This window comes from Streptomyces sp. NPDC000151, from assembly GCF_040301705.1.
Classification (GTDB): domain Bacteria; phylum Actinomycetota; class Actinomycetes; order Streptomycetales; family Streptomycetaceae; genus Streptomyces.
In genome coordinates this window covers 1-11,476 of sequence record NZ_JBEPFC010000200.1, presented here as the reverse complement: position 1 = coordinate 11,476, position 11,476 = coordinate 1, and the positions used below count along the sequence as shown (strand labels likewise).

Genomic DNA, 11,476 nt, shown 5'->3' with positions numbered 1-11,476 from the left:
AGCCCGGCGAGCGCGGCGGCGAGCCCGGCGGCCAGCACCGGAAGTCCGTAACCGGCGCCCTGGGCCGCGAGCAGTCCGTACGTGCCGGCGCAGATGCCGAGGAGGCCGCCGAGCGTGAGGGCCGTGGTGGTGTGCCGGACGGCGCGCGCCACCTGCGCGGTACGCCCGTACCCGCGGGCGTCCATCGCCGCCGCGAGCGCCACCGAACGCTCCAACGCGCCCTCCAGCACCGGCAGTCCGACCTGGAGCAGTGCCTTGACACCGCGGTCGGGGCGGCCGCGCAGCCGGCGCGCCGCGCGCAGCCGCTGGACGTCGGCGACCAGGTTCGGGGCGAAGGTCATCGCCACGACGACGGCCACGCCCGCTTCGTAGAGCGCGCCGGGCAGGGACTTCAGCAGGCGGGCCGGGTTGGCGAGCGCGTTGGCGGCGCCCACGCAGATCAGCAGCGTGGCCAGCTTCAGCCCGTCGTACAGCGCGAAGAGCATCCCCTCGGCGGTGACCCGGCCGCCGATCCGCACGCCGCGCGCCCAGTCGGGCAGCGGCACTTCGGGGAGCGTGACCAGGAGGTGCGTACCGGGGACGGGCGAGCCGAGTACGAAGGCGAAGACCAGCCGGATGGCGAGCACGACCAGGCCGAGCTTGACGAACGCGCCGTAGGACCGGGCCCAGGGCGCGTCGGAGCGGCGGGCCGCGACCACGTATCCGGCGACGCCGATGAGCAGGCCGAGGAGCAGCGGGTTGGTGGTGCGGGACGCGGCCGTCGCCAGGCCCAGCGCCCACAGCCACCACGCGCCGGCGTGCAGCGCACGCCCCCGCGTGGCGAGGGGAGCACGCAGCCGGGCGGGGGCGCGCAGCCGGGCGGGGGCTCGGGTGCCGGTCATCCGCGCCGGCGCCGGGCCTGCCACACCGCGGCGGCGCCGAGGACGGCAACCGCGGCGATGCCGCCCATCAGGCCGGCGGAGGGCCCACCGGCACCGGTGTGCTCGCCGGAGCCGGACGCACCGGAGCCGGACGCGCCACCATCGGGCGCCGCGGACCCGGTGGACCCGGTGGACTCGCCGGAGCCCTTCGACGACCCGCCCGCCTGCTCGGCGCAGCCCTTTTCCGGATAACCGGCTATCGCGCACAGCAGCGCACTGGAGTCGTACCGCAGCGGCGCCGCGACCGCGGCCAGCGCGTCGCCCGCGCTCGCGTCCTCGGGGACCCGCGCGCACTCCGTACGGGCCGCGGGCGGGTTCTCGCCCTTCGGGGCGTCGGCCGCCGTGCCGAAGTCGAGGACGACGGCGACCCGCTTGCGGCCGTCCGCCGCCTTCGTGCCGCCGCAGACCGCGTCGAAGTCGGCGGCCGCGCGCGGCTTCGTGGCGCGCGCGGAGTCGGCGCTGACGGTGAAGCGGAAGCCGGCCACGCCGCCGTCTGCGGGGCGGGCCGTCGAGGGCCCCTCGGTGGCGTACGTCCAGCCACCGCCCCCGTGGGCCGCCGCGTCCGCCGTCCAGAAGGACCAGTAGCGGTACTCCTCGGCGTGCGCGGGCGCGGCGGCCAGGCCCGTGGCCGTGCCGGCCAGGGCCAGGGCGCCGATGCCGCGTGCGATACGGACGGCGCTGCTCACAGCTGGTTCTGCTTCCGGCGGCCGCTCACCAGGAAGCCGATGCCGGCGCCCGCCGCCAGGCCGACGACCACGACCCACCACACGGAGATGCCGCCCTCGTCCTGCTTCTGGTCCTTGCCGTCCTGCCGGGCCGAGGCGGCCGCCGGCTTCGGGCCGGTCGCGTTGAGCTTCGTCACCAGGTCCGTGCCGCCGAAGTCGTGCGGGTCGCCGCCGGTGGCGTGCGTGGCGAGGATCAGCTGCGCGTACGCGGCCGGGCCGCTCTGCTTCGCCCAGGCCGCCGAGTGCCCGCGCAGCCAGCCCAGCGACCGCTTCGCCTCGTCGGCACGCCCCGCGGCGGCCAGCGCGACGACGGCGTCGGCGGTGTTGCCGACGTCCGGCTGCGCCTCGGCGCCGGGCATCGCGGACATCAGGTGGTGGCCGTGCGCGTCCAGGACGGAGACGAGGTGGGCCGCGCCGTCGGCGGCGGCCGCGTGCGGGTCCTTCGCGGCGTCCTCGCAGGACGCCGGCTTCGCGGCGTCCGCACCCGGCTCGACGACGAAGCCCTTCCCCAGCGCCCCCAGTACCGCGGCGGCCGTCGCGTCCTCATTGGCGGCGAGCTTCCCGTCCTTGGCCTGGAAGGCGAACGCGCCGCGGTCCTTCTTCTTCGCGTCGCAGCCGAGCCGGAAGGCGAGCAGCCCGTCGTACGGCGACGTGCCGCCCTTCTTGGCCGTCACCGACTCGGGCTTCGTGCCCGTGGCGGCCAGCGCGCCGATCACCACCGAAGTGGAGTTGGCGTCGCTCGGGGCGCCGGCGGCCGAGCCCCAGCCGCCGTCGTCGTTCTGGGCGGACTTCAGCCAGGAGACGCCCTTGCGCACCGCGTCCGCATGCCCGCCGACCGCGGCCAGCGCCTGCACGGCGGCGGCCGTCTGGTTGGTGTCCCGCATCGTCTTCGCGTCGCAGCCCTGCTTCGGGTCGGCGCGGTACGCGGTGAACGCGCCGTCGGCGCACTGCTGCCCGGCGAGCCAGTCCACCGCCGAGTCCGCCGGGCGCACGCCCGCGGTGTCCTGCGCCAGCAGCGCCAGCGACTGCCGCCAGACGCCGTCGTACTTCGGGTCCGTGCTGCCGTACAGGCCCTTCGGGAGCTTGGGGGACGCGGCGGGCGCGGGGTCGGCGGCGAACGCGGCGGGGGCAGCGGCCGCGCACAGCACGGCGGCGGCCAGGGCCGCGGCGCAGCGGCGCGCCGGGGCGGCGAGGGAGCGGGCCGTGATGGCCATGGGGTCGGTGCCTCTCGGTCGGTTCGCGGGGTGCGCGAGGTGGGAGGTCACGCAGCCGTACTCCGCCGCACCACGTCGCGCGCGGCGCGCGGGCGCGGTGGCACCGGGCTCAGCTCCGTATACCTCGACGGTGCCGCGCGCCGGACGGCCGATGAAGGGCGGCCGTACGGTACGCGGGAGCCTTGGGCGTGCCCCGCCGGGCGTTCCGGCTCGCTCCGGCGCACGGATGCGCGCCAGGGCTCACGGCTGCGGGTCAGCGCCGGTTTTCCACCGGCTTCCCCCGGTCGGGCACGAATGAACTTGTCCGGACCACTTTAACCGGCGGGTAGCGGCCGGTCTCCGGCACGTGCAGAAGGGCTGCGTGGCCGCCCGGGCCCACCGCCTCCGGCAGCCGCGTGCCTCACACCGCCCGGTACGTCACCGGTTCCGAGCCCGGCACCGGCTCGGCCAGCCCCGCCTTCACCAGGCGCCGCAGGTGCGCCTCGGCCTCGGAGACGGCGATGGTGCGCGAGCCGTACGGGATCTCCTCCCACGGGCGGTTCCACGTCATGGTCTCGGCGAGCTGCCAGGGCGTGAGCGGGGCGGCGAGCAGGGCGCGCAGGCCGCCGAGCCGTTCCTCGTGGTGCGCGACGAGCTCCGCCGCCCGCTCGGCGGCGCCGGTGAAGGCGTGCTGGTGGGCCGGGAGGACCTCGGCGACGCCGAGCCGCGCGATCCGCTCCAGGGAGTCCAGATAGTCGCCGAGGGGATCGGTGACCGTCGCGTCGTCCGGGTCCTCGTACAGGCCGACGTGCGGCGTGATGCCCGGCAGCAGGTGGTCGCCGGAGAAGAGCCGGCCGTGCCCGGGGCGCGCCGCCGGGTGCGCCTCCTCCAGGTGGAGGCAGACGTGGCCCGGTGTGTGGCCCGGCGTCCAGACCGCGCGCAGCCGCCGCCCCGCGAGGTCCAGCAGCTCGCCGGGGACGATCTCGCGGTCCGGGAGCGCGGGACGCTGGTCCGGGAGCCCGCGCGTGCGCCCCTCGGCGCGGGCCGCGTAGAGCGGCGCGAGGTGGTCCTCGGGCGCGCCAGCCGAGGCCAGTTTCGCGATGACGTACGTCAGCCACGTGCCCGGCTCGGCCTCACGGGTGCGGCGGACGACCTCCGTGTCGGCCGCGTGCATCGCGATCCACGCGCCGGACGCCTCCCTGACCCGCGCCGACAGACCGTGGTGATCCGGGTGGTGGTGAGTGACCAGGACGCCGTGCAGATCGGCCACGTCGGTGCCGCAGGCGGTGAGCCCGGCGGCGAGGGCGTCCCAGGAGTCCGGGTCGTCCCAGCCGGTGTCGATCAGCACCGGGCCGCGGTCCGTCTCCAGTACATGGACGAGGGTGTGCCCGAGCGGGTTGTCCGGTATGGGCACGGCGATGCTCCACACCCCGCCCCGGTGGTCGATCACGTGCGGCATGTCCTGCCCCTCCCGGCCCGCACGCCGTCGCGTGCCTCACCGTTGCCCACTATAGCTAGAACTGGTATCAGTTCTGATGCAGCGTCAGATTTACGTCACGTATCGCGGTGACCGCGGGAGGCGGAGTCGATGGCCGATCTGATCGAGCACGGACAGCTCTACATAGGCGGCGAGTGGGTCGATCCCGCAGGGCGGGACACCATCGAGGTCGTCTCCCCGCACACCGAGCAGGTCATCGGCCGGGTGCCGCACGCCTCCCGGGCCGACGTGGACCGCGCCGTCACGGCGGCCCGCGCGTCCTTCGACTCCGGCGTCTGGGCGGACACCCCGCTCGCCGACCGGATCGCGGTGATCACGCGGATCAAGGACGCGTTCGCCGTGCGGAGCGAGGAGTTCGCGCGGCTCATCAGCGCGCAGAACGGCACCCCGTACACCGCGGGCGTCATGGTGCAGTCGCTCGCCGCGATGCTGGCCTGGGACGCGGCGATCACGGTCGCCCGCGACTTCGCCTACGAGGAGCGGCGGCAGGGCCTCCTCGGGCCGCTGCTGATCCGCCGCGAGCCGGTCGGGGTGGTCGCGGCCGTGGTGCCGTGGAACGTCCCGCAGTTCACCGCCGCCGCCAAGCTCGCGCCCGCGCTGCTGGCCGGGTGCTCGGCGGTGCTGAAGGTGTCGCCGGAGACGCCGCTGGACGCGTATCTGCTCGCGGAGATCGCGGCCGAGGCCGGGCTGCCCGAGGGTGTGCTGTCCATCCTCCCGGCCGACCGGGAGGTCAGCGAGTACCTGGTCGGGCACCCGGGCGTGGACAAGGTGTCCTTCACCGGGTCGGTCGCGGCCGGCAAACGCGTCATGGAGGTGGCCGCGCGCCGGCTCACCCGCGTGACACTGGAGTTGGGCGGCAAGTCGGCCGCGGTGATCCTGCCGGACGCGGACCTGGACGCGGCGGTCGCCGGGATCACCCCCTTCGCCTGGATGCTCAACGGGCAGGCGTGTGTGGCCCAGACCCGCATCCTCGCGCCGCGCTCCCACTACGAGGAGATCGCCGAGCGGTTCGCCGCAGCGGCCACCGCCCTGAAGGTCGGCGATCCGCTGGACGCGGCCACCGAGGTCGGCCCGCTGGTCGCCGAGCGGCAGCGGCGCCGGTCGCTGGAGTACATCGCGGCCGGGCAGCAGGAGGGCGCCAAGGTGCTGGCCGGCGGCGGCCGCCCGGCGGACCAGGCCACCGGCTGGTACGTCGAGCCCACCCTCTTCGGCGAGGTCACGCCCGGTATGCGGATCGCCCGCGAGGAGATCTTCGGCCCGGTGATCTGCCTGCTGCCGTACGAGGACGAGGACGAGGCGGTACGGATCGCGAACGACTCCGACTACGGGCTCTCCGGATCGGTGTGGACGGCGGACACCGAGCGCGGCATCGAGGTGGCGCGCCGGGTGCGCACCGGCACGTACTCCGTGAACACCTTCAGCCTGGACATGCTCGGGCCGTTCGGCGGCTACAAGAACAGCGGCATCGGGCGGGAGTTCGGCCCCGAGGGGTACGGCGCGTATCTGGAGCACAAGATGATCCACCTCCCGGCGGGGGAGTGAGCGCATGGGCGACCGCTGGCAGGTGGAGGTGGACCGCGGGGTCTGCATCGGCTCGGGGCTGTGCGCGAGCATGGCGCCCGGGGACTTCCGGCTGGACTCCGCGCGGCAGTCGCACCCGGTGGCGGGCGAGACGGACGCCCGTGAGGCCGTGCTGTCGGCCGCCGAGGGATGTCCGGTCGAGGCGATCCTGATTACGGAGGCGGACTCCGGGGAATCAGTCTTCCCGCCGGAGGAGTAGCGCCGCCCCGTACGCCCCGCCCGCCCCGTCGAACGGATGAGCGAGCCCCTGGTCCGTACTTAGAGTTACCTGTGCGTTCCTCACGGTGATCTCATGACATCTGTGACTGTCCGTCCCTCCCGTTGCGTGGAAATCTCTATTCCACGCCGCCGAGGGGGGAGACGATGGATAAGCGGTACGAGGTGTACTGCCTGGCTGACAGGTATTTCTATGAAACCCCGGACCGTTTGTCCGTCGGGGAAAGTGCCGCAGCTGACGACAGTGCGGTCTACGAAGCGGCGCAACGCGCGGTCCCCGAAGGGTGGCGCTGTTTCCTCTCCGGGGACTGGCTCCACGTCAATCCCGTGGACAGCGAGGGGAACCCGCGTCCGGGCAGGCCGAAGCAGGGGTGGAAGATACATGTGTCGGCCTGCCCGGACAATGCGGAGAAGATAGCGTCCAAGGTCTGGGACTACTGCGTCGCCAGGTCCATTCCGTTCAAATTCGTGCCGGGCCCGCGCCCGCTGCACCTGCGGAATTCCAAGTACGCCGACCGGGCCGCCAGCGGCAAATTCGCCACCATTTACCCGCTGGACGAAGCGGAATGCCACCGCGTTCTGGAGGAGCTGGGCTCGCTGCTGGACGGCGAGCCGGGCCCCTACATCCTGAGCGACCTGCGGTGGAACGACGGACCGCTGTACGTGCGGTACGGCGGCTTCGCCCGGCGGTACTGCGTCGACGGCACGGGCGCGCTCGTGCCCGCCATCGAGAACGCCGAAGGACGGCTGGTCCCGGACCGCCGCGAGCCCGCCTTCCGGCCGCCGGAGTGGGTGCCGCTGCCCGGCTTCCTGGCCCCGCAGCTCGCGGCCCGCAACGCCACGACCGTCGCCGACCTGCCGTACGCCATCGAGTCGGCGCTGCACTTCTCCAACGGGGGCGGCGTCTACGCCGGCCGGGACCGGAGCACCGGTGAGAGGGTGGTCCTGAAGGAGGCGAGGCCGCACGCCGGCCTCGCCGCCGACCTCGCCGACGCGGTCACCCGCCTGGAGCGCGAACGCGCCGCGCTGGAGCGGCTGTCGGGCCTCGGCGTGGCCCCCGAGGTGCGCGACTGGCTCACCGTCGGCGACCACCGCTTCCTGGTCCTGGAGCACATCCCGGGCAAGCCGCTGAACTCCTTCTTCGCCGAGCGCCACCCGCTGCTCACCGCCGACCCCGACCCGGAGGCGCTCACCTCGTACACCGAGTGGGCGCTGGGCATGTACAACGCCGTCGAGCAGGCCGTCGCCGCGGTGCACCGCCGCGGCCTGGTCCACAACGACCTGCACATGTTCAACGTCATGGTCGCGCCCGACGAACAGAGCGTCACGCTGCTGGACTTCGAGGCCGCCGCCGGCAGCGGCGAAGGGACCCGGCAGTCCCTCGCGCACCCCGGCTTCCTCGCCCCGCGCGAGCGCACCGGCTACGACGTCGACCGGTACGCGCTGGCCTGCCTGCGCCTCGCGCTCTTCCTGCCGATGACCACGCTGCTGACCATCGAGCGGGAGAAGGCGGCGGACCTCGCCGAGATCGTCGTCCGCGAATTCCCCGGCGTGCCGGCCGGTTTCCTGGAGGAGGCCGTGCGGACGATCTGCGCGCACCGGCCCGCCAGGCCGCGCATCCGGCGCCCCGCGCAGGCCCGCCACCTCGTCGCGGTCGACACCCGCGAACCGTACGTCTGCGACCCGGCCGACTGGCCGCGCAGCCGCGAGTCCATGGTCCGGGGCATCCTCGCCTCGGCCACGCCCGAGCGCACGGACCGCCTGTTCCCCGGCGACATCGCCCAGTTCGCCGACGGCGGCGGACTCGGCATCGCCCACGGGGCGGCCGGTGTCCTGTACGCGCTCCACGAGACGGGTGCCGAGGGGTTCGAGGAGGGCGAGGAGTGGTTACTGCGGCAGACCGCTCCGCCTCCCCTCGGCACCCCCCTCGGGTGCTACGACGGACTCGCCGGCGTCGCCTACGTACTGGACCGGCTCGGCCACCGCGAACGGGCCGACGAGCTGATCGAGCGGGTGCTCGCCGAGAAGTGGTACCGCCTCGCGCCCGACCTGTACGGCGGGCTGGCCGGCATCGGCCTCACCCTGGACCACCTGGCGCGCCGACGCGGCGAACGCGAGCTGCGCGACCGGGCGCTGGAGGCGGCGGGACACGCCGCCGACCGGCTGGAGAGCTGCGCGAACCGGGCCGGACTGCTGCGCGGCGCGAGCGGCCCCGCGCTGCTCTTCCTGCGGCTGTACGAGGGCACCGGCGACCCCGGGCTGCTCGATCTCGCCGCGCAGGCGCTGCGCAGCGACCTCGCCCGGTGCGTGCGCAACGAACGCGGCACCCTGCTGGTCGACGAGGGCTGGCGCACCATGCCGTACCTCGGCGCGGGCTCGGCGGGCATCGCGATGGTGCTCGACGACTATCTGACGCACCGCGCCGACGCGGAGTTCGAGGAGGCCAGGGCCGCGATCCTGCCGGCCACCCAGGCCCGCTTCTACGCGCAGCCCGGCCTCTTCAGGGGCCGCGCCGGCATGGTGCTGCACCTGGCCCGCACGACGACCCCCGACCCCGACGTCGAGGCCGCGCTCGCCGCACAGATCGCCGACCTGAGCTGGTACGCCATGCCCTACCGCGGCGAACTGGCCTTCCCCGGCGACCAGATGATGCGGCTCTCCATGGACCTGTCCACGGGCACGGCCGGCTGCCTGCTGGCCCTGGGCTCGGCCCTGCACGAGGACCCCGTACAGCTGCCGTTCCTCCCGCCGCTGCCGGCGCCGGACGGGCTGCGGCACTGAAACCGACCAACGGAAGGACGTGCCACGTGGCACTGCTCGATCTGCAGATGCTGGAGGCCCCGGAGCACGGGAGCGGCGAGGACAGTACCGACAGCTTGCTGGACTGCGACAGCACCCTGAGCCTCCTCATCTGCTAGCGCGTCATCCCCGCGGTGGCCCGGCTCCGTCCGGCCCGCCGCCCCTGATCAGGTTCGTTCCGGTACGCGTCGACCGCGGACCGGGAGGTGATACAGGCCGACCGCGGTACGGGAGGTGACCGTGCCCGGCCCGGATCGTGAGGTCCGATCCGGTCCGGACACGGCACACCGCCCGCACCGTCCGGCCTGCTCCGGTGGCCGACGCCGGGACGAACCGGTGCGCGTGCGGCTCCTGGGGGAGCCGCACGCGCACCACCCCCACAGCTCCGCTTCTTCGCCTGTCAGGTACAGCTCACCGCACCCCCCCGTCCGCGAGACTCCGTCTGGGAGGAAGAACCCGTGACCGCCAAACCCGCCGACCGGCTGCTGCTCGGCGCGCTGCGCCACAGCGCCCCCCGGGCCTCGGCAGTCCTGCTGCTCACCACCGGTGGCGCCGCGGTCGGTCTCGCCCTCCCGGCCACCCTCGGCCACACGCTCGACCTGCTGCTCGACGGCCGCCCCGCGCAGCCGTGGCTGCTCGCCTGCGCCGGGCTCACCGCCCTGCTCATCCTCATCGGCGCGCTGGACGGGCTGCTCACCGGCACGACGGACCCCCGCGCCACCGCCTGGCTGCGGCGCCGGGCGCTGCGCGGCGTACTGGCAGCGGGGCCCGCGGCGACCGACCGCCACGAGCCCGGTGACCTGGTGTCGCGCATCGTCGGCAACGCCGGCACGGCCGGCACCGCGCCCACCGCGCTGGCCGCCACCGCCGCGACGGCGCTCACGCCGGTCGGCGCGCTGGTGGCGCTGGCCCTGCTCGACCCGTGGACCGCGGCCGCCTTCGTCGTCGGACTGCCGCTGCTGGCGCTGCTGATGCGCGCCTTCGTCCGCGAGACGGGGGACTGCGTGGCGCAGTACCAGCGGATACAGGGCGACATCGCGGGGCGCCTGCTCGAAGCGATCGGCGGCGCCCGCACCATCGCCGCCGCCGGCAGCCACGAGCGCGAGGCCGCCCGCATCCTCACGCCGCTGCCCGCGCTCTCCCGCCAGGGCCACCGCATGTGGCGGGTGCAGGGCCGGTCCACGGCCCAGGCCGCCGCGCTGGTCCCGCTGCTGCAGATCGCGGTGCTCGCCGTCGGCGGGCTGCGGCTGCTCAGTGGCGCCCTCAGCGTCGGCGACCTGCTCGCCGCCTCCCGGTACGCCGTGCTCGCGGCCGGCGTCGGCATGCTCGTCGGCCACCTCAACGGCCTGGTGCACAGCCGCGCCGCGGCCCGCAGGCTCACCGAGCTCCAGGACCTGCCCGCCATCGAGTACGGCGACCGGGAGGCGGCGGGCGAGGCCGTACCGGAGAAGGCGGGCGCGGGTACGGAAACAGGCGCGCGTACGGAAACGGGCGCCGGGACGTGCGCGGGGGCGCTCGAACTGCGCGGCATCACCGTACGGAAGGCCGGGCACACCGTCCTGGACGGGCTCGACCTGACGGTGCCGGCAGGCTGCACGATGGCCGTCGTCGGCCGCTCCGGCACCGGCAAGTCCGTGCTCGCCGCGGTCGCCGGGCGGCTGACCGAACCGGACGCGGGCGAGGTACTGCTGGACGGCGAGCCGCTGCGCCGCCTCAGCCACTACGCGCTGCGCCGCTCGATCGGCTACGCCTTCGAACGGCCCGCGCTGCTGGGCGACACGGTCCACGACACCGTGGCGTACGGGGTGTACGAGCCGGGTCCGGGCGACGTGGAGGCGGCGGCCCACGCGGCGGGCGCGGCCTCCTTCATCCGGCGGCTGCCCGAGGGGTACGCCACGCCCTGCGCCGATGTGCCGCTGTCCGGCGGGGAGGTGCAACGCCTGGGCCTGGCCCGTGCGTTCGCGCACGCCGAGCGGCTGCTGATCCTGGACGACGCGACGTCGAGCCTCGACACGGTCACCGAACTCCGCGTCGGCCGCGCGCTGCTGCGCGACGTACGCGCCGGGACCCGTCTGATCATCGCGCACCGCGCCGCCACCGCGGCCCGCGCCGACCTGGTCGCCTGGCTCCACGCGGGCCGCATCCGGGCTCTGGCCTCGCACGAGGCGCTCTGGAAGGACCGGCGTTACCGGGCCCTCTTCGGCCCGGACGACGAGGCGGCGCCGGAGCTGGAGGACCGGGGGGAGGACCGGCCGCGGCCCCGGCGGGTGGAGGACGTTCCGACGGCCCGGCTGAAGGTTCGCCGGCCCGCGGGGGAACTGCCGGCGGGGAAGCCGGCGGGGGAGCCGGTCGTGGCGGGGGAACCGCCGGCCGGGGCGGGCGCCGCGCGGCCGCGGCGGGCGATCGGCCACGGGCCGCGCCAGGAGGGGACCCGCCAGGAGGGGACGCGGCCGGAGCGGGCGCGGGCCGAGGGGGAGCGCCCCGCGGCGGGACGGCCGGAGGGGCTGACGCCCGTGGCGGCGCCGCGGCTGCCGTCGCCGTCCG

Annotated in this window: 9 protein-coding genes and 1 riboswitch; of the genes, 5 read left to right on the top strand and 4 right to left on the bottom strand. The window is 75.1% G+C overall.

Annotation, left to right across the window (positions count from 1 at the left end):
• The 4 genes from ABT381_RS32940 to ABT381_RS32925 form a co-directional block, all read right to left on the bottom strand.
• Positions 1–881: CbiQ family ECF transporter T component (locus ABT381_RS32940; protein ID WP_351600785.1), on the bottom strand; the 881-nt coding region annotated here is incomplete at its 3' end.
• Positions 878–1,606 (bottom strand): SCO2322 family protein, encoded by a 729-nt coding sequence (locus ABT381_RS32935; RefSeq protein ID WP_467754215.1) that lies wholly within the window; start codon positions 1,604–1,606, stop codon positions 878–880. The genes ABT381_RS32940 and ABT381_RS32935, both read right to left, overlap by 4 nt.
• A complete protein-coding gene (locus ABT381_RS32930; RefSeq protein ID WP_351600782.1) occupies positions 1,603–2,859 on the bottom strand; it encodes an SCO2321 family membrane protein in 1,257 nt (418 codons plus the stop codon). The genes ABT381_RS32935 and ABT381_RS32930 overlap by 4 nt, the downstream gene beginning before the upstream one ends.
• Positions 2,860–3,037: 178 nt before the next feature.
• Positions 3,038–3,177, bottom strand: a riboswitch (cobalamin riboswitch).
• Positions 3,178–3,259: 82 nt separating this feature from the next.
• A complete protein-coding gene (locus ABT381_RS32925) occupies positions 3,260–4,297 on the bottom strand; it encodes a Strvi_7410 family MBL fold metallo-hydrolase (protein WP_351600779.1) in 1,038 nt (345 codons plus the stop codon).
• A gap of 129 nt (positions 4,298–4,426) precedes the next feature.
• Here ABT381_RS32925 and ABT381_RS32920 point away from each other — a divergent pair, with 129 nt between their 5' ends.
• From ABT381_RS32920 to ABT381_RS32900, 5 genes are all read left to right on the top strand, one after another.
• On the top strand, positions 4,427–5,878 hold the full coding sequence (locus ABT381_RS32920; protein ID WP_351600776.1) for an aldehyde dehydrogenase: 1,452 nt from the start codon (positions 4,427–4,429) through the stop codon (positions 5,876–5,878).
• A gap of 4 nt (positions 5,879–5,882) precedes the next feature.
• Positions 5,883–6,116: a ferredoxin gene (locus ABT381_RS32915; RefSeq protein WP_351600773.1), complete on the top strand. Its 234-nt coding sequence runs from the start codon at positions 5,883–5,885 to the stop codon at positions 6,114–6,116.
• A 164-nt stretch (positions 6,117–6,280) separates the two neighbouring features.
• Positions 6,281–8,914 (top strand): class III lanthionine synthetase LanKC, encoded by a 2,634-nt coding sequence (lanKC, locus tag ABT381_RS32910; RefSeq protein ID WP_351600770.1) that lies wholly within the window; start codon positions 6,281–6,283, stop codon positions 8,912–8,914.
• Between the two features lie 26 nt (positions 8,915–8,940).
• A complete protein-coding gene (locus ABT381_RS32905; protein WP_351600767.1) occupies positions 8,941–9,051 on the top strand; it encodes a SapB/AmfS family lanthipeptide in 111 nt (36 codons plus the stop codon).
• A gap of 339 nt (positions 9,052–9,390) precedes the next feature.
• The coding region (locus ABT381_RS32900; RefSeq protein ID WP_351600763.1) for an ABC transporter ATP-binding protein at positions 9,391–11,476 on the top strand (2,086 nt) is incomplete at its 3' end.

Coding starts and splice junctions, on each gene's coding strand:
- ABT381_RS32930 (WP_351600782.1), bottom strand. CDS start 2,859: ATGGCCATCACGGCCCGCTCCCTCGCCGCCCCGGCGCGCCGCTGCGCC.
- ABT381_RS32925 (WP_351600779.1), bottom strand. CDS start 4,297: ATGCCGCACGTGATCGACCACCGGGGCGGGGTGTGGAGCATCGCCGTG.
- ABT381_RS32920 (WP_351600776.1), top strand. CDS start 4,427: ATGGCCGATCTGATCGAGCACGGACAGCTCTACATAGGCGGCGAGTGG.
- ABT381_RS32915 (WP_351600773.1), top strand. CDS start 5,883: ATGGGCGACCGCTGGCAGGTGGAGGTGGACCGCGGGGTCTGCATCGGC.
- lanKC (WP_351600770.1), top strand. CDS start 6,281: ATGGATAAGCGGTACGAGGTGTACTGCCTGGCTGACAGGTATTTCTAT.